This is a genomic window from Micromonospora sp. DT47 (assembly GCF_049844475.1).
Taxonomy (GTDB): Bacteria; Actinomycetota; Actinomycetes; order Mycobacteriales; family Micromonosporaceae; genus Micromonospora.
Window position 1 is genome coordinate 100,180 of sequence record NZ_JBNCLC010000015.1, and the last position, 16,206, is coordinate 116,385.

The 16,206-nt window shown below is 75.1% G+C and carries 17 protein-coding genes; 8 read left to right on the forward strand and 9 right to left on the reverse strand.

The features are described from left to right. The first annotated feature begins 11 nt into the window (after positions 1-11). Entirely contained in the window at positions 12-422 is a 411-nt protein-coding gene (locus ACLQ2U_RS21875) for a PLDc N-terminal domain-containing protein (protein ID WP_425752589.1), read from the forward strand. 10 nt (positions 423-432) lie between these two features. On the opposite strand, the gene ACLQ2U_RS21880 is transcribed toward ACLQ2U_RS21875, so the two are convergent. The 4 genes from ACLQ2U_RS21880 to ACLQ2U_RS21895 all read right to left on the reverse strand — a co-directional run bounded on the left by ACLQ2U_RS21880 (position 433) and on the right by ACLQ2U_RS21895 (position 4,867). After that, a complete protein-coding gene (locus ACLQ2U_RS21880) occupies positions 433-1,245 on the reverse strand; it encodes an ABC transporter permease (protein WP_425752590.1) in 813 nt (270 codons plus the stop codon). After that, positions 1,242-2,213, reverse strand: coding sequence for an ATP-binding cassette domain-containing protein (locus ACLQ2U_RS21885; RefSeq protein ID WP_425752591.1), 972 nt, complete (start codon positions 2,211-2,213; stop codon positions 1,242-1,244). Before ACLQ2U_RS21885 ends, ACLQ2U_RS21880 begins: the two co-directional genes overlap by 4 nt. A 147-nt stretch (positions 2,214-2,360) precedes the next feature. Continuing rightward, positions 2,361-3,983, reverse strand: a complete 1,623-nt coding sequence (locus tag ACLQ2U_RS21890; protein WP_425752592.1) for an acetolactate synthase — start codon at positions 3,981-3,983, stop codon at positions 2,361-2,363. 110 nt (positions 3,984-4,093) lie between these two features. Next, complete coding sequence (locus ACLQ2U_RS21895) at positions 4,094-4,867, reverse strand: enoyl-CoA hydratase-related protein (protein WP_425752593.1); 774 nt, start codon at positions 4,865-4,867, stop codon at positions 4,094-4,096. A 97-nt stretch (positions 4,868-4,964) separates the two neighbouring features. Here ACLQ2U_RS21895 and ACLQ2U_RS21900 point away from each other — a divergent pair, with 97 nt between their 5' ends. After that, positions 4,965-5,486: a DUF6232 family protein gene (locus ACLQ2U_RS21900; protein WP_425752594.1), complete on the forward strand. Its 522-nt coding sequence runs from the start codon at positions 4,965-4,967 to the stop codon at positions 5,484-5,486. Here the strand turns inward: ACLQ2U_RS21900 and ACLQ2U_RS21905 are convergent. Beyond that, entirely contained in the window at positions 5,432-5,839 is a 408-nt protein-coding gene (locus ACLQ2U_RS21905; RefSeq protein ID WP_425752595.1) for a nuclear transport factor 2 family protein, read from the reverse strand. The genes ACLQ2U_RS21900 and ACLQ2U_RS21905 overlap by 55 nt on opposite strands. 129 nt (positions 5,840-5,968) lie before the next feature. Here ACLQ2U_RS21905 and ACLQ2U_RS21910 point away from each other — a divergent pair, with 129 nt between their 5' ends. Together ACLQ2U_RS21910 and ACLQ2U_RS21915 are read left to right on the forward strand one after the other, a co-directional pair. After that, positions 5,969-6,451, forward strand: coding sequence for a DUF6232 family protein (locus tag ACLQ2U_RS21910; RefSeq protein ID WP_425752596.1), 483 nt, complete (start codon positions 5,969-5,971; stop codon positions 6,449-6,451). Beyond that, positions 6,448-6,816, forward strand: a complete 369-nt coding sequence (locus ACLQ2U_RS21915) for a DoxX family protein (RefSeq protein WP_425752597.1) — start codon at positions 6,448-6,450, stop codon at positions 6,814-6,816. Before ACLQ2U_RS21910 ends, ACLQ2U_RS21915 begins: the two co-directional genes overlap by 4 nt. Positions 6,817-6,898: 82 nt before the next feature. Here the strand turns inward: ACLQ2U_RS21915 and ACLQ2U_RS21920 are convergent, their stop codons facing one another. Further along, positions 6,899-8,407, reverse strand: coding sequence for an alpha/beta hydrolase (locus ACLQ2U_RS21920; protein WP_425752598.1), 1,509 nt, complete (start codon positions 8,405-8,407; stop codon positions 6,899-6,901). Positions 8,408-8,523: 116 nt separating this feature from the next. Here ACLQ2U_RS21920 and ACLQ2U_RS21925 point away from each other — a divergent pair, with 116 nt between their 5' ends. Next, a complete protein-coding gene (locus tag ACLQ2U_RS21925) occupies positions 8,524-9,294 on the forward strand; it encodes a hypothetical protein (protein WP_425752599.1) in 771 nt (256 codons plus the stop codon). 12 nt (positions 9,295-9,306) lie between these two features. Here the strand turns inward: ACLQ2U_RS21925 and ACLQ2U_RS21930 are convergent, their stop codons facing one another. After that, the gene (locus ACLQ2U_RS21930) at positions 9,307-10,209 is read right to left on the reverse strand and encodes a ribokinase (protein WP_425752632.1); all 903 of its coding nucleotides are present in this window, start codon (positions 10,207-10,209) and stop codon (positions 9,307-9,309) included. Positions 10,210-10,275: 66 nt separating this feature from the next. Next, complete coding sequence (locus tag ACLQ2U_RS21935; RefSeq protein WP_425752600.1) at positions 10,276-11,115, reverse strand: ABC transporter ATP-binding protein; 840 nt, start codon at positions 11,113-11,115, stop codon at positions 10,276-10,278. A 129-nt stretch (positions 11,116-11,244) separates the two neighbouring features. Here ACLQ2U_RS21935 and ACLQ2U_RS21940 point away from each other — a divergent pair, with 129 nt between their 5' ends. Further along, entirely contained in the window at positions 11,245-12,264 is a 1,020-nt protein-coding gene (locus tag ACLQ2U_RS21940; RefSeq protein ID WP_425752601.1) for an ABC transporter ATP-binding protein, read from the forward strand. Further along, positions 12,261-13,277, forward strand: a complete 1,017-nt coding sequence (locus tag ACLQ2U_RS21945) for an ABC transporter permease subunit (RefSeq protein WP_425752602.1) — start codon at positions 12,261-12,263, stop codon at positions 13,275-13,277. The genes ACLQ2U_RS21940 and ACLQ2U_RS21945 overlap by 4 nt, the downstream gene beginning before the upstream one ends. Positions 13,278-13,422: 145 nt before the next feature. Here the strand turns inward: ACLQ2U_RS21945 and ACLQ2U_RS21950 are convergent, their stop codons facing one another. After that, a complete protein-coding gene (locus ACLQ2U_RS21950) occupies positions 13,423-14,598 on the reverse strand; it encodes an ROK family transcriptional regulator (RefSeq protein WP_425752603.1) in 1,176 nt (391 codons plus the stop codon). A 151-nt stretch (positions 14,599-14,749) separates the two neighbouring features. Between ACLQ2U_RS21950 and ACLQ2U_RS21955 the strand changes: the two genes are divergently transcribed. Continuing rightward, complete coding sequence (locus tag ACLQ2U_RS21955) at positions 14,750-16,201, forward strand: glycoside hydrolase family 3 protein (protein WP_425752604.1); 1,452 nt, start codon at positions 14,750-14,752, stop codon at positions 16,199-16,201. Positions 16,202-16,206 lie beyond the last annotated feature (5 nt).

The following is a 16,206-nucleotide window of genomic DNA, read 5'->3' on the forward strand; positions in this document are numbered from 1 at the left end:
TCATGGGGGGCATGGCCCGGTTGTCCCTCCTGCTCTTCGCGGTTCAGATCGTCCTCGCCGTCTGCGCGCTGATCAGCTGCCTCTCCGCCGAGGAGGGGACCATCCGCGCGCTGCCCCGCATCGCGTGGGTGCTGATCATCCTGTTCTTCCCGCTGGTCGGTTCGATCGCCTGGTTCCTCGCCGGCCGCCCGGCCACGCCGGCCCGCCCCGGGACGGCGGAACCCGCCCCCACCGGACGGGACCGGCGCCGACCCGTCGCCCCGGACGACGACCCGGAATTCCTCGGATCCATCGCCGAGCGGTCCCGCCGCGACGACGAGGAGCTGTTCCGCCGCTGGGAGGACGACCTGCGCCGCAGGGAGGACGACCTGCGGAACCGCGAGGGCGACCCGCCGCGCGAGGAGGACCGCCCCGAGGTCTAGGTGACCTCGGTCACACTCGACGCTTGAGGGCCCGCACCGCCAGCGGGGCGAAGAGCACGGCGATGCCGGCGCCCCAGAGCAGGGTCTGCAGCACCGGGCCAGCGACCGGACCGCTGACCAGCAGCCCGCGCAGGGCGTCGGCGACGACGGTGACCGGGTTGACCTCCACCCAGTTCTGCAACCAGCCGGGCATCCGGTCGGTCGGCACGAAGATGTTGCTGGTGAAGGTGAGCGGGAAGATCACCATGAAGCCGAAGATCTGCACCTTCTCCGGCTCGCTGACCAGCACTCCGACCAGCACCGAGATCCACGACGCGGCCAGGGTGAACGCCAGCAGCAGGGCGAACGCCGCCAGCACGCCGAGTACGCCGTTGCCGACCCGGAAGCCGAGGACCATCCCGACCCCGAGCAGCAGCGCGATCGACCAGGCCTGCTTCACCGTGTCGGCGAGGATCCGGCCGGCCAGCGGCGCCCAGCGGGCGATGGGCAGCGCCCGGAGTCGGTCGAAGACGCCCTTGGTCAGGTCGTTGTTCAGCCCGAACCCGGTGGTCATGGTGGCGAAGAGCGCGTTCTGCACCATGATGCCGGGCAGCATGAAGGTCAGGTACTCGCCGGAGGAACCGGCGATCGCGGTGCCGAAGACATACGTGAAGAGCAGCACGAACATCACCGGCTGGATGCTCAGGTCCAGCAGTTCCATCGGGTTGTGCTTGATTTGCACCAGGCTGCGCCAGGCCAGGGTGAGGGTGTGCCGCAGGCCGGCGCCGACGCCGAGCCGGCGGGCCGGGGCGAGCGGGGTCGCGGTCGCGGTGACGGCGGTCATGCCAGGGTCCCTTCGAGTACGTCGGCGGACGCGTCCTGCTCGGCCCGGTGGCCGGTGAGGGAGAGGAAGACCTCGTCCAGGCTCGAGCCGCGCAACGCCAGTTCGGCGACGTGCACCTCGGCGGCGTCGAGGCGGCGGACCACGGCGGGCAGCACGCCCGGGTCGTTCACCGGCACGGTCACCGTGTTCTGGGCGACCTCCGGGGTCGCCCGGGCCACCTCGCCGGCGATGGCGAGCACGGTCGGCAGGTCCGACTGGTCGACCGGCCGGACGGTGAGCACCTGCCCGCCGGTCTTCGCCTTCAGCTCCTCGGGCGTGCCCTGGGCGATCACCCGCCCGTGGTCGACGACCGCGATCTGGCCCGCGAGCTGGTCGGCCTCCTCGAGGTACTGCGTGGTCAGCAGCACGGTCACCCCGTCGGCGACGAGCCGGCGCACGATGTCCCACAGCTCGTTGCGGCTGCGCGGGTCCAGGCCGGTGGTCGGCTCGTCGAGGAAGAGCACCTGCGGCCGGCCGACCAGGCTGGCGGCCAGGTCGAGGCGGCGGCGCATGCCGCCGGAGTAGGTCTTGGCGGCCCGGCCGGCGGCGTCGGTGAGCTGGAAGTCGGCGAGCAGCTCCGCCGCCCGGGCCCGGGCGGCGGACCGGCCCAGCCCGAGCAGCCGGCCGATGAGCAGCAGGTTCTCGGTGCCGGTGAGGGTCTCGTCGACCGAGGCGTACTGGCCGGTGAGGCCGATCAGCTGGCGCACCCGGTGCCCGTCGCGCCGGACGTCGTAGCCGCCGACGGTGGCGTGCCCCTCATCGGCGGCGAGCAGGGTGGCGAGCACCCGTACCGCCGTGGTCTTGCCGGCCCCGTTGGGCCCGAGCAACCCGAAGACCGCCCCGGTGGGGACCTCCAGGTCGACTCCGGCGAGGGCGGTGGTGGCGCCGAAGCGGCGCACCAGCCCCTCGGCGCGGATCGCGTACGTCATGCGAACTCCCGTCGTTATCGCTGGTCACCTCACGATGAGCGACGGGTCTGACGGTACGGTGACGGGCGCTGACAAACCGCTGATTTTGCTGTTGGCCGAATCACGACCGCCGCCGCCGGCACCCGGCGACGGCGGCGACGGGCCGGCTCAGGCCAGGTTCGAGGAGCGCGGGTACGCGTCGGTCGGGTCGGTCAGCACGTTCACCAGGTACGGCACCCCGGCGTCGAACGCCCGGGCCAGGGCGGGGCCCAGGTCGGCCGCCTTCGCCACCGTCTCACCCGCGCCGCCGAGCGCCTCGACGACCTTGTCGTAGCGCAGCTCGGGCTGGAGGTCGGCGGCGACGTCGTAGCCGTACATGGCCCGCATCGGGTGCTTCTCCAGGCCCCAGATGCCGTTGTTGCCGACCACGATGACCACCGGCAGCTTCTGCCGGACCAGCGACTCGACGTCCATCAGCGAGAAGCCGGCGGCGCCGTCGCCCATCAGCACACAGATCTGCCGGTCCGGGTGGCTGACCCGGGCCCCCATCGCGTAGCCCATGCCGGTGCCGAGGCAGCCGTACGGGCCGGGGTCGAGCCAGGTGCCGGGCTGCGCGGGCTCCAGGTAGCGGCCGGCGTACGAGACGAAGTCGCCACCGTCGCCGATGGTGATCGCGTCGGCGGCGAGCACCTTGCGCAGCTCGCCGTAGACCCGGGCCGGGCGGATCGGGTCGGTTCCGGCGGCCATCTCCTCGGCGTCGCGGGCCCGCGCGGCGTCCTCGGCGGTACGCAGCTGCGCGATCCAGTCGGTGTGGTCGACCCGGTCACCGGGGTGGTCGGCCAGCGCGGAGAGGATCAGTCGCAGGTCGCCGGCGGGACTGGCGGCCGGCTGCACGTGCCCGGCCCGCTGGCTCGGGGCGTCGACGATGTGCACCACGGTCGCCTCGCCGAAGTCGCCGAAGCTGAGCCGGAAGTCCAGCGGGGTGCCGATCACCACGACCACGTCGGCGCCGGAGAGGGCGGCCCGGCGGGCCTTGGCGAAGGCGAGCGGGTGCTCCGGCGGCAGCGCGCCGCGGCCCATGCCGTTGGCGAAGACCGGCACGCCGAGGGCCTCGGCGGCCTCGCGGAGCGCGGCGACGGCGTCACCGGCGTACACGTCGGAGCCGGCGATGATCACCGGCCGCTCGGCGGCGGCGATCAGCCGGGCCGCCCGCGCCACCTCGTCCGGGTCCGGCTCGACCGGGTCGACGGCGGCCGGCGCGGGAAGGTCGGCGTCGCCGACGGAGAAGACCGCCTCGAGGGGGAAGTCGAGGAAGACCGGGCCGCGGTGCGGGGTGAGCGCGGTGGCCAGGGCGGCGGCGACCGCGCGCGGGATGTCGTCGGCGCTGAAGACCGTCTCGGCGTGCTTGGTGACCGGGGCGACCAGCGGCAGGTGGTCCATCTCCTGGAGGCTGCCCGAGCCCCAGCGGAACTGCGGGGCCCGCCCACCCAGCACCAGCACCGGGGAGGCGTTGAAGTACGCGCTGGTCAGCCCGGAAATGCCGTTGGTGACGCCGGGGCCGGCGGTGAGCACGGCCAGGCCGGGGCGGCGCTGGAGCTTGGCGACCGCCTCGGCGGCGAAGACCGCGGACTGCTCGTGCCGGACGTCGTAGATCGGGAAGTCGGCCTTGTGCGCGGCGTCGTAGAGCGGGAATACGTGCCCGCCGGAGAGGGTGAACATCTCCCGTACGCCGTGCGCGCGCAGGGCGGCCAGCGCCAACTCCCCGCCGTGACCCTCGGCCCGTTCCGTCATCGCCGCTCCCCTCGTCGCAGATGCGGAGTCACACGCTACTGGCCGGTACGCGCGATGTGAACCGTTCTCGGGTCGGCGGCGCCCTCCGGTCGCCGCCGACCCGGTCCGGCTCAGCGCCCGGTGAAGCCCGGCTTGCGCTTCTCGACGAAGGCGGCCATGCCCTCGCGCCGGTCGTCGGTGGCGAAGAGCGCCGCGAAGAGCTGGCTCTCCCAGGCCAGGCCGGAGTTCAGGTCCATGTCCAGGCCGCCGTCGACGGCGGCCTTGGCCGCCCGCAGGGCCTGCGCCGGGCCGGCCAGGAACGGCGTCACCAGCTCGACCGCGGTGTCGTAGACCCGGTCGGCCGGGGCGACCCGGTCCGCCAGGCCGATCCGGAGCGCCTCCTGGGCGTCGACCATCCGACCGGACATGATCAGGTCCTTGGCGCGGGCCGGGCCGACCAGCCGGGCCAGCCGCTGGGTGCCGCCGGCGCCGGGGATGATGCCCAGCTTGATCTCCGGCTGACCCAGCTTGGCGTCCTCGGCCACCACCCGCCAGTCGCAGGCCAGGGCCAGCTCGCAGCCGCCACCCAGGGCGTACCCGGTGATCGCGGCGACCACCGGCTTGGGGATCCGGGCGATCGCGCCCAGCGCGCTGGAGAGGTCCGCCGCCCGCTCGGCCATGTCCACGTAGGACATGTCGGCCATCTCCTTGATGTCCGCGCCGGCGGCGAAGACCTTCTCCCCGCCGTACACGATGACCGCGCGGACCTCCGGGTCGGCGGTGGCGGCGGCCGCGGCGGCGCGCAATTCCTCCTGCACCTGGGTGTTGAGCGCGTTCATCGGCGGCCGCTCCAGTCGGATGGTGCCGATGCCGTCCTTTGTTTCCAGCCGCACGAACTCGCTCACGCTGCCCTCACTTCCTCGTCGAAGTCGCGTGCCAACCTTACGGCCCGGTCGTTGGGGTACGTAGGCTGGTGTCAGCCCCGCCGCCGGGAGTCCAGCGATGATCACGTACTACGACGACAGGTCCGTGCAGGTCACCTCAGCCGCCATCCGGGTCGACGGGCGGGCCTACCCGCTCGCCGAGATCGGCATGATCTGGCATCGGCGGGGCAGCCGCTCCTGGCGGGTGCTCGCCGGGCGCGGCGCGATCGGCGTGGCGCTGGCCGGGCCGCTGGTCGCCGCGGTGCTCGGCGTGGCCCTGGCCGTCTGGCTGCACCGCTCCGTCACCGTCACCGTCGCCATCGTCGGCGTCTCGGTGCTGGTGGGACTGGCCGTCGGCCCGCTGGCCGACTTCCTCTTCGAGCACCTCGACCGGTCGTACGTGCGGGGCAGCCGGCAGCTGGAGATGTGGGCCCGCTGGCGCGGCCAGCCGGTGCTGCTGCTGCGCACTGGCGACGCGCTGCGCTTCGGGCAGATCTACCGGGCGGTGCAGCGGGCGGTGGAGAGCGGCCGGCCGGCGTCCCGGGCTCAGAACTCGATCGGCCGGTCGGGCAGCATCTCCAGGCCGCGCAGCAGACCGTAGACGTCCTGCTCGCCCCAGAACTGGACGATCCGGCCGCCGGCCAGCCGGTACATCTTGCAGGTGCTCTGCACGGCGGTCGCCCCGGTCGCGTCCCGCCGGTAGGTCTGGGCGAAGGAGACGACCACCCGGTCGCCGGCCGGGTACAGCTCGACGATCTCCTGGTCGAGCACGGTCAGCCCCGGGGAGGAGACCGCCGCCTCGACGAAGTGCCGGCCCCGCACCGCCGTACCGGAGCCGTAGATCTCCACGTCGTCGGCGACCACCGCGCGCAGCTCGGCCAGGTCCTTGGTGACGAAGGTCCGCAGGTACCGGCGGACCGTCGCGACGTTGCGCTCCCGCTCGCTGTCGTCCATGCGCCCGGACGCTACGCCGCCGCCCGCTCCCCACGCCGCCCCACCGACGCCCCCAATGGCCGCCTCGTTCACGGAAAGAGTGGCTGTTCGACGCGGGGGGGGGTGTCCGGGGGGTGGTTAGGGTTAGTGATGGCCATCTATTATCGGGACGACGCGGTCGAGGTGACCTCCGAGTCGATCCGGGCCGGCGGGCACACGATCCGGCTCGCCGAGGTGACGTACGTCTGGCATGCGAGAGGGACCACCACCCTGGCCGTCCGGGGCCGGGTCCTGGGTCGGGGCGTGCTGGTCCTGCTGCTCTCCCTGCCGCCGCTGGTAGCGCTGGTCTGCGTGGTCTCGCTGGCCTGGTCGGCGCAGGACCGGGGCAACTGGAAGCTGGCGCTGATCATCCTGGCCGCCTGCGCGGTCGGGGCGCTGGCGCTGACCCCGTTCCTGGAGCTGCCGCTCGGCTGGTTGGACCGCTCCTACGAGCGCGGCAACCGGGTGCACGAGCTCTGGGTGCAGCACCACGGCCGGGAGGTGATGCTGGTGCGCACCCCCGACGCGCTGCGGTTCGGGCAGATCTACCGGGCCGTGCAGCGCGCCGTCGAACAGCAGGGAGAGCACCGATGACCACCCGTCGCGGCGAGGCGGTCGCCCTGGCCGGCCTGCTCGCCACCGCCGGCGTCACCCACCTGGCGAGGCCCGCCTTCTACGACCGGATCGTGCCGCGCGCGCTGCCCGGTCCGGCGCGCTTCTGGACGTACGCCAGCGGGGTCGCCGAACTGGCGGTGGCGGCGGCGGTCGCCCACCCGGGCACCCGGCGGCGCGGCGGGCTGGCCGCTGCCGCGCTCTTCGTCGCGGTGCTGCCGGGCAACGTGCAGATGGCGGCGGACTGGCGGCACAAGAGCCCGGCCCGGCGGGCGGTGGCCTACGGCCGACTGCCGTTGCAGGCGCCGCTGGTCTGGTGGGCGCTGCGGGTGGCCCGTACCCGGTGATAACCCGCCCGCAGGTCAGTTTCGAGAGCGTGCGCTGATCCACCCGGTCGGGGCGGCCGGCCGCCCGACCGGTGCGCCGGGCTCAGTCCAGCGGCAGGGTGGTGGCGACCGGCCAGGCCAGCAGCACCGCGCCGACCAGGGCCGGCACCCAGCCGGGCGCGCCGGACCGGCGCAGCACCGCCGCCCAGGCCGCCTGCCAGCCGACCAGCACCGCGAAGAGCGGCACCACCAGCAGCACGAAGCCGGGCGCCAGCCCGGCCACCGCCGAGGCGGTGAGGGCCAGCACGGCGATGCCGCCGACGGCCGCGTACCGCCAGCTCCGCCCGGCGGTGACCCGCTCCGCGCCGATCAGGAGCACCAGGCAGCCGACCGCCACCACGGGCAGCAGCCACCACCGGGCGCCCACCGGGAACGCGGAGGTCAGCCCGAGGTGGATCGGCACGGCGACGGCGACCAGCGCGTACCCGGTCAGCACGACGGCCGCGAGCGCGACGCGGACCGGCGGGCGACCCCCGGCCGGCGTGCCGGTCCCGGCCGGCGCGAGGGCCGGCCACCAGCGTCCGGCCGCGGCCAGCAGCAGGCCGGTGAGCAGCAGGAAACCGGTGACGTACCCGCCGACCGCGAGCGGCAGTCGGGTGGTCGGCAGCGCCGCCGCGGCCACCGCAGCCACCCCCGCCGCGGCGACCGCCACCAGCAGCGGACACCACGCGGCGGTCGCGACCACCGCCGGACCGTCCCGGCGTGGGCCGCAGAGCACCCGGACCAGCGGTACGAAGCCCAGGCCGAAGCCGAGCAGCAGCAACCCGGCGGCGACCAGCCGGGCGGTGGGGTCCGGAGGCGGCCCGTCCGCCCGGCCGGGCAGCGCCCCGGCGACCACTTCGTGGGTACGGCCGGCGAAGAGCACCGAGATGTGCTCGGTGGCGGGGACGACCGTCATCGCCCGTTCCCACGGCGGCGCCCGGCGCAGCGCCTCCTCGGCCGCCCGGTGGAAGCCCGGGAACTCGGCGGCACCGACCACCAGCAGCAGCGACCGGGGTCGCCCGTACGGCAGGTCGCTGGCGTCGGGGAGCGAGATCGCGACGGTGTCGAGGATCTCCGGGTGGTCGGCGGCGTACCGGGTGACCGCGCCCGCGCCCATCGAGTGTCCGACCAGGACGATCCGAGCCGGGTCCACGTCCGGCAGGCCCCGCAGGTGTGCGACGGCGACATCCAGGTCGTGGGTCAGGGTGGCGCGGGCGGCGCCGTCGTCCCGCCCCGCGCCGGGCAGCCGGGCCGGGTTGGCGCCGTGCCCGGCGAAGTCGAGCAGCAGCGCGACCGCGCCGTGCCGGACCGCGCTGTCGGCGAGCGGGCGCATCAGCCGGGCCGAGCCGGCGAAGCCGTGCGCGATCACCACCCCCGGCCGTCGACCGTCCGCCGGCCCGGCCCGTACCTCGCTCAGCGGGACGCCCCCGACGGTGACCGAGCGGGTGGTCAGCCCGGCGTCCGCGCGGATCAGGCCGAGCCCGCCGAGGGCCAGGGCGAGCGCCGCGAGCCCGGTGAGCAGGAGGTTCCGGCGGGCGGCCGGGGTGGCGCCGGAGGGGCGGACCGACATGCCGGGCACAGTACCGCCGGGCTCCCCGGCCCACCGCCCCGCGAGCCACCGACCCCGCCGGCGGACCGCCCGCCCGCCGTCCGGCGGTGCTGGCGGGTCCGACGCACACTGGTCACATGGCTATTCCGCTCCCCCGCCCGACCGCCGTCGTCGGCCTCACCCGCTCCGCCCTCGACCAGGCGTTCGGCTCGGCCGCCTCGTTCGCCGCCGTGCCGGCCCGCGCCTTCGCGGTGCTCGACGGGGTGGAGGCCCTGCTGGGCCGGATCAACGGCGTGGTGGACCGGATCGAGGCCACCCTGGACCGCACCGACCGGGTGCTCACCGACGCCGAGGGGGCCGTCCGCGAGGTCGCGGTGATCAGCGCGGCGGCGACCACCGCGATCGAGACCGCCACCGAGGTCGCCGCGGCGGCCGCCGTGGTGGTCGCCGAGGCCGAGCAGGTCTCCGGCGCGGCGGCCGTGGTGGTGGGCGAGGCCGAGAAGGTGGCCCGGGCCGCCGGCGTGGTGGTCGCCGAGGCGGACGCGGTGGCCGGCCGGGCCGCCGGCACGGTGGTCGTCGCGGAGGGCGCGGCCGCCACCGCGGGCGAGCTGCTGGAGGCGTACGAGCCGGCGCTGCGCCGGGGCGCGCCGATGGCGGACCGGTTCGTGGCGGAGCTCAGCCAGGAGGAGGTCACCGCGGCGATCCGGCTGATCGACGAGCTGCCGAAGCTCAAGCAGCACCTGACCGCCGACATCCTGCCGATCCTGGCCACCCTGGACCGGGTCGGACCGGACCTGCACGACCTGCTCGACGTCACCCGGGACCTCAAGCTCGCCGTCGCCGGCATCCCCGGGCTCGGCATGCTGCGGCGGCGGGGTGAGCGGCTCAGCGACGAGCCCGCGGAGTGAGCTGACCCGGGGTCAGCCGGCCGGCGGGGTGTAGAGCTCGTCGATCTCGGCCCGGCGGGGCAGCGCCACCGAGGCGCCGAGCCGGCGGACGCCCGCGGCGCCGGCCGCCGCCGCCCAACGCACCGCGTCGAGCACCTCCCGGCCCTCGCCCCAGGCCACGGCCAGCGCGGCGGTGAAGGCGTCGCCGGCGGCGGTGGTGTCGACCACCGTGACCGGGACGGCCGGGACGTGCACCGACGCGCCGTCCCGGTCGACGTACCAGGCACCCTCGCCACCCAGGGTGAGCACCGCCCGGGAGACCTGTTCCAGCAGGGCCCGCGGCTCCTCCCGGCCCCGGCCGGTGAGCGCCTGCGCCTCGGGTTCGTTGACCACCAGCAGGTCCACCGTGGCCAGCAGCTCGGCCGGCACCTGCCGGGCCGGCGCCGCGTTGAGGATCACCCGGGTGCCGGCGGCGCGGGCGGCCACCGCCGCCGCGGTCACCGTCTCGACGGGGATCTCCAGCTGCGCGACCAGCACGTCCGCCTCGCGTACGGCGTGCAGCTCGCCCTCGGTGAGGCCGGTGAAGGCGGCGTTCGCGCCGGGGGTGACCAGGATGGTGTTCTCGCCGACGGCGTTGACCATGACCAGCGCCACCCCGGAGTCGCCGTAGACCACCCGGAGCTGGCTGGTGTCCACCCCGGCGGCGGTGATCCGGGCCCGGAGGGTGACGCCGAAGGAGTCGGAGCCGAGCGCACCGAGGAAGGCGCAGGAGGCGCCGGCCCGGACCGCGGCGACCGCCTGGTTGGCGCCCTTGCCGCCGGGGACCATGACGAACTCGCTGCCGAGCACGGTCTCACCCGGCCGGGGCAGCGTGGGACCGGTCCCGACCAGGTCCATGTTCGCGCTGCCCACCACGACGACCCGGGTCTGCCGCACCACGACCTCCTGCCCGACCTGCACGCTGCGGCGAGTCTAGGGCCTCGCCCTGGTCAGCGCCCCGCCTCAGGCGGCGCGGGCGGTGTAGCGCTCGCCGTGCCGCTCGACCACCAGCGGCAGGCCGAAGGTCTTGGAGAGGTTGTCGCCGGTGAGCGTCTCGGTGAGCAGCCCCTGCGCGACGACCCCACCCTCGCGCAGCAGCAGCGCGTGGGTGAAGCCGGGCGGGATCTCCTCCACGTGGTGGGTGACCAGAACCAGCGCCGGGGCGTCCGGGTCGTACGCCAGCTCGGCCAGCCGGGCCACCAGGTCCTCGCGGCCGCCCAGGTCGAGCCCGGCGGCCGGCTCGTCGAGCAGCAGCAGCTCCGGGTCGGTCATCAGGGCGCGGGCGATCTGGACCCGCTTGCGCTCGCCCTCCGAGAGGGTGCCGTACGTCCGCTCGGCCAGGTGTCCCATGCCGAGTTGCCCGAGCAGGGCGTGCGCGCGCGCCTCGTCGCTGCGGTCGTAGCTCTCCCGCCAGCGCCCGACCACCGACCAGGCGGCGGTGACCACCACGTCGCTGACCCGCTCCTCGGCGGGGAGCCGCTCGGCCAGGGCGGCGGTGGAGAGCCCGATCCGCGTCCGGAGCTCGTTGACGTCGGTCCGGCCGATCCGCTCACCGAGCACGTGCGCGGTGCCGGTGGTGGGGTGCAGCCGCCCGGCGGCGAGGTTGAGCAGGGTCGTCTTGCCCGCCCCGTTGGGCCCGAGGACGACCCAGCGCTCGTCCAGCTCGACCCGCCAGTCGAGGTCGCGCAGCAGCGCGTTGCCCGAACGTCGTACGTCGACGCCGTCCAGGCTGACCACCAGATCCGCGTCCACGGGCGAGGGGGCGGTGGCGCCCGGGGCGCCGGGGATCAGGTCACCAGTCACGGCCCCATCCAATCACGCGGCCCGCGAGGTGCCCCCCACGGGCGGCGGCGCGGCCATAGGGTGAGGCGCCGTGTCGTTGGTCACCACAGCCGGAGGACGGATGCCCGAGTGTCGTCAGGAGCACCGCGGATGAGCGCGGTCATCGAGATCGAGGGTCTGCGTAAGACGTTCCACACCCTCCGGCAGGGGCGCCGGGTGGCGGTGGACGGCTTCGACATGGTGGTCGAGGCGGGGCAGGTGCACGGGTTCCTCGGCCCGAACGGCTCCGGCAAGACCACCACGCTGCGCGCCCTGCTCGGGCTGGTCGGCGCGGACGGCGGCCGGATGAGCGTGCTCGGCGCGTCCGCCCCGGAGCAGCTCCCCCGGGTGGCCGGCCGGGTCGGCGCGATCGTGGAGAGCCCGCAGTTCTTCGGCAACTTCACCGGTCACCGGACGCTTCGGCTGCTCGCGGTGGCCGGCGGCGTGCCCACCGCCCGGGTCGACGAGGTGCTGGAGCAGGTCGGGCTGTACGACCGCGGCCACGACCGGGTCAAGGGCTACTCGCTGGGCATGAAGCAGCGACTCGCCGTCGCCTCGGCCCTGCTCAAGGGGCCGGAGCTGCTGATCCTGGACGAACCGGCGAACGGCCTGGACCCGGCCGGCATCCGGGAGATGCGGGACCTGATCCGGTCGCTGGCCGAGGCGGGGGTGACCGTGCTGGTCTCCAGCCACATCCTGGCCGAGATCCAGCTGATCTGCGACCACGTGACGATCATCTCCGAGGGGCGCCGGGTGGCGGCGGGCCGGGTGGATGAGGTGCTGGCCGGCTACGACCAGCACGAGTGGCAGGTACGGGTGGCCGAGCCGACCCGGGCCGCCGAGCTGCTGCAGGCGGCCGGCCTGACGGTCATCGCGCACGACGGGCTGCTGGTGGTCGGCGGCGCGGACGAGCCCGAGCTGATCAGCCGCAGCCTTGGCGAGCAGGGGATCTGGGTACGCGAGCTGACCCCGATCCGGCCGGACCTGGAGAGCGTCTTCCTGGAGCTGACCGGCACCGCACCGCATCCGACACTGCCGAGGCAGCTGGGCGGGTCCGTCCCGCCCGAGGAGGGATCCGACCAGCCGATGATCGATCTCGACGTGAGGGCCCACCGGGGGGCGGACGCGTGAACCTGATCCGCGCCGAGCTGGAGCGGCTGGCCGCCCGCCGCTTCGCCCAGCTGATGGTGGTACTGCTGGCGCTGGCCTTCGCGATCACGGCGGCGACGACCCTGGCCGGGTCCCACCGGCCGTCGGCGAGCGAGCTGGCCGCCGCCCAGGCGCAGGTGTCCCAGACGATCTCCGGCATGGAGGCCGAGCACAACCGCTGCCTGAGGATCAAGTCGGGCGAGTTGTCGGTCACCGAGGACACCGGCTACCTGCCGAAGGACTGCAGCGAGCTGGACCCGGCGTTGATGGAGCGGCTGCCGGTGGCCGCCGACTACCTCATCGGGGTCTTCGTCTTCTCTCAGCAGGCCCGGGGGCTGGTCTACTTCCTGATCGCCTTCCTGGCCCTGTTCGGCTTCCTGGTCGGCGCCTCCTACATCGGCGCGGACCTGAACTCCGGCGGAGTGGTCAACCTGCTGCTCTGGCGGCCGCGCCGGCTCACCGTCCTCGGGGCCAAGCTGGGCACGCTGCTCGGGGTGGTGGCCCTGCTGTCGCTGGCGGCGACGGTGGTCTACCTCGGCACGTTCTGGACCATCGCGCAGACCGCCGGTCTGCCCGGTTACCTGGACGCGGAGTACTGGCAGGCGCTCGGCGCGGTCTACGGCCGCGGGATGGTCGTGGTGCTGCTCGCCGCCGTGGGGGGCTTCGCGATCGCCACGCTGGGCCGGCACACCTCGGCGGCGCTCGGCACGGTCGCCGCGTACGCGGTGGTCTGGGAGCTGGGCGCCCGGCTGGTGCTGCAGATCCTCAAGGTGGCCCGCCCGGACCAGCTGATGCTCTCCAGCTACCTGATCGCCTGGCTGAGGGGCCGGGTCGAGTTCTGGGACAACTCGCTGGGCTGCTCGGCCGACAGCCCCTTCTGCGGCGGCGGCAGCTACGCGATCACCTGGGGTCCGGCGCTGCTGGTGCTGCTGCTGCTCACCGGCGCGGTCACCGCGGCGGCGTTCGCCGTGTTCCGCCGCCGCGACCTGCTCTGATCCGCCTTCGTGCCCGCTCCGACCCGTCGGGGCGGGCACGCCGACCAGCGGACCGGGCGCGGCGAGATCTTGCCGCGGCCGGACCAGTCGTGAAGAATTCCTTCACATGGCGGGCGGCGGCGCGATCCGGGACCGTGCCGTCCGGTCAACCGACGGTCGACCCGAAGACCTCGTCCCGGACGGCGTCCAGCGCCGTGCGCAGCGCGCCCCGCAGGATCGGCTCCTCGGTCAGCCCGGTGGGCACCACCCGGGGCCGGACCAGGGTGATCGCGGCGACCTCGTGCTGCACCCGCTCCGCGAGGGCCGCGCCGCCGGCCTGCCCCACGTCACCGGCGAGCACCACCAGCGGCGGGTCCAGCACCACGCAGGTGCTGGCCACGCCGAGGGCCAGCCGCCGGGCCAGCTCGTCGAGCACCGGGCCGCCGGCGGTGCCGGCGGCGATCGCGGCCCGTACCGCGTCGGCGGCCCGCTCGTGGTCGAAGCCGTGCTCGCGGGCCACCGCCCGGACCGCGTCGGCCCCGGCCAGCTGCTGGAATGCCGGCTTGGCGCGGCGGGACACGTCCCGCGGGATCGGCACCCCGGGCACCGGCAGGTAGCCGATCTCCCCGGCCGCGCCGCTGCTGCCGTGGTGCAGCCGGCCGCCGAGGACGATCGCCAGACCGACGCCCGCGCCCACCCAGACCAGCACGAAGTCGGCCACCCCCTGCGCCGCACCGGACTGCGCCTCGGCAACCGCGGCCAGGTTGACGTCGTTCTCGAAGACGACCGGGGTGTGCAGGTCCTCGCGGAGCGCGGCGAGCAGGCCGCGGTGCCAGCGGGGCAGGTTGAAGGCGAAGGTGATGTCCCCGGTGGCCGGGTCCACCAGGCCCGGGGTGCCCAGCACCACCCGCCGTACGCTGGACAGCTGCGCGCCGGCGCTGCTCGCCGCCTGGACCACCGCGTTGTGCACCACGCCGACCGGGTCGTCGGTGTCCCGGGTGGACTGCTCGACCCGGCCGATGACCGCCCCGGTGATGTCGGCGCACGCGGCCACCACCCGCCCCGCGCCGACGTCCACGCCGACCACGTGCGCGCTGCCCGGACGTACCGCGTAGAGCTGGGCGTTCGGTCCCCGCCCGCCGGCCTGCTCGCCGACCCGGGTGACCAGCCCGCGCTCCTCCAGCCGCTCGACCAGCTGGGACGCGGTGACCTTGGACAGGCCGGTCAGCTCGCCCAGCCGGGACCGGGTCAGCGGGCCGCGTTCGAGCAGCAGCTCCAGGGCGGCGCGGTCGTTGAGCGCCCGCAACAGGCGGGGGGTGCCGGGCAGTCGGGTCGCACTCATGCCACGTCCTCTAGTTTCCGTGAACTCTGCTAACCGAATCGACCTGATGACGGGTGCCCGTAGCGTATCGGCCACCCCGCAGCGCGGTGATCGGACGACCCGGCCGCCGCGGTGCGACACTCGTGCCGTCCGGCACCGAAGGGGGAATCACGTGGGGCTGGATCCAGGACTGCGCCGACTCGCGCTGGGCACGCTGCTCGCCGCGTACCCCGGGCCGGTGCCGCCCGACTGGGCCGTCGACCTGGTGGCCGAGGGGCTGGCCGGGCACACCCTCTTCGGCACCAACGTCCACAACCCGGACCAGGTGGCGGCGAGCACGGCCGCGCTGCGGGCCGGCCGGTCGGACGTGCTGATCGCCATCGACGAGGAGGGCGGCGACGTCACCCGGCTGGCGCACGCGACCGGCAGCCCGTACCCGGGCAACGCGGCGCTCGGCGCGGTCGACGACACCGCGCTCACCCGCACGGTCTACGCGGCCATCGGCGCCGAACTGGCCGCCCTCGGCATCACCGTCGACCTGGCCCCGACGGTCGACGTGAACACCGCCGACGAGAACCCGGTGATCGGCACCCGTTCGTTCGGCGCGGACCCGATCCGGGTGGCCGCGCACTCGGCCGCCGCCGTCGAGGGCCTCCAGGCGGTCGGGATCGCCGCCTGCGCCAAGCACTTCCCCGGGCACGGCGCGACGGTCGCCGACTCGCACCACGTGCTGCCCACCGTCGACGTGCCGCCGGCCCTGTTGCGCGAGCGCGACCTGCCGCCCTTCGCCGCGGTGATCGGTGCGGGCGCCCGGGCGATCATGACCGCGCACATCCGGGTGCCGGCGCTCACCGGGGACGGGCCGGCCACCTTCAGCCGGGCCGTCCTGGTCGACCTGCTCCGCGGCGAGTACGGCTTCACCGGCACGGTCATCACCGACGCGCTGGAGATGAAGGGCGCGGCGCTCGCCGCCGGCGGGGTCGGGCCGGCCGCCGTCCGCGCCCTGGCCGCCGGGGCGGACCTGCTCTGCGTCGGCGCGAAGGTGGACGCCGCGCTGGTCGAGCAGGTGGCCGCCGAGATCGTCGGGGCGATCTCGGACGGCCGGCTGGACCGCGCCCGGGTGGAGGAGGCGGCCGGCCGGGCCGCCGCGCTCGCCGCCTGGACCCGGGCCGCCGGCCCGCCCGCCCGCGCCGCCGCCGACCTCGGGTACGACGCCGCCCGCCGGGCGGTCCGGGTGGAGGGGGACGTCGCCGGGCTGGACCGGCCGCTGGTGGTGCAGCTGCACGCCGCCTCCACGATCGCCGAGGGCCGGGTGCCGTGGGGGCTGGGCCCGCACCTCGCCGACGCCGAGGAGATCCGCGTCGTCGCCGCCGAGACCGATCCGGCCGCACTGGGACGGCTCGCCGACGGGCGGCCGATCGTGCTGGTCGGGCGGCACCTGCACCGGTTGCCCGGCGGCGTCGCGCTGGTCGACGCGCTGGCCGCGGCGTACCCGGTGACCGTGGTGGAGATGGGCTGGCCGGGGCGGTGGCGGCCGGCGGGCGTGCGGGCCTTCGTGACCACGTACGGCGCGAGCCACGCCAACGGGCGGGCCGCGGCGGAGGCGCTCGGCCTGGCCCGCTGACCGAC

Excerpts from the sequence above, each read along its gene's own strand:
- ACLQ2U_RS21940 (WP_425752601.1), top strand. The coding sequence starts at position 11,245 with ATGAGCGCGGTCATCGAGATCGAGGGTCTGCGTAAGACGTTCCACACC.
- ACLQ2U_RS21885 (WP_425752591.1), bottom strand. The coding sequence starts at position 2,213 with ATGACGTACGCGATCCGCGCCGAGGGGCTGGTGCGCCGCTTCGGCGCC.
- ACLQ2U_RS21950 (WP_425752603.1), bottom strand. The coding sequence starts at position 14,598 with ATGAGTGCGACCCGACTGCCCGGCACCCCCCGCCTGTTGCGGGCGCTC.
- ACLQ2U_RS21880 (WP_425752590.1), bottom strand. The coding sequence starts at position 1,245 with ATGACCGCCGTCACCGCGACCGCGACCCCGCTCGCCCCGGCCCGCCGG.
- ACLQ2U_RS21900 (WP_425752594.1), top strand. The coding sequence starts at position 4,965 with ATGATCACGTACTACGACGACAGGTCCGTGCAGGTCACCTCAGCCGCC.
- ACLQ2U_RS21925 (WP_425752599.1), top strand. The coding sequence starts at position 8,524 with ATGGCTATTCCGCTCCCCCGCCCGACCGCCGTCGTCGGCCTCACCCGC.
- ACLQ2U_RS21910 (WP_425752596.1), top strand. The coding sequence starts at position 5,969 with ATGGCCATCTATTATCGGGACGACGCGGTCGAGGTGACCTCCGAGTCG.
- ACLQ2U_RS21890 (WP_425752592.1), bottom strand. The coding sequence starts at position 3,983 with ATGACGGAACGGGCCGAGGGTCACGGCGGGGAGTTGGCGCTGGCCGCC.
- ACLQ2U_RS21915 (WP_425752597.1), top strand. The coding sequence starts at position 6,448 with ATGACCACCCGTCGCGGCGAGGCGGTCGCCCTGGCCGGCCTGCTCGCC.
- ACLQ2U_RS21920 (WP_425752598.1), bottom strand. The coding sequence starts at position 8,407 with ATGTCGGTCCGCCCCTCCGGCGCCACCCCGGCCGCCCGCCGGAACCTC.
- ACLQ2U_RS21875 (WP_425752589.1), top strand. The coding sequence starts at position 12 with ATGGCCCGGTTGTCCCTCCTGCTCTTCGCGGTTCAGATCGTCCTCGCC.
- ACLQ2U_RS21905 (WP_425752595.1), bottom strand. The coding sequence starts at position 5,839 with ATGGACGACAGCGAGCGGGAGCGCAACGTCGCGACGGTCCGCCGGTAC.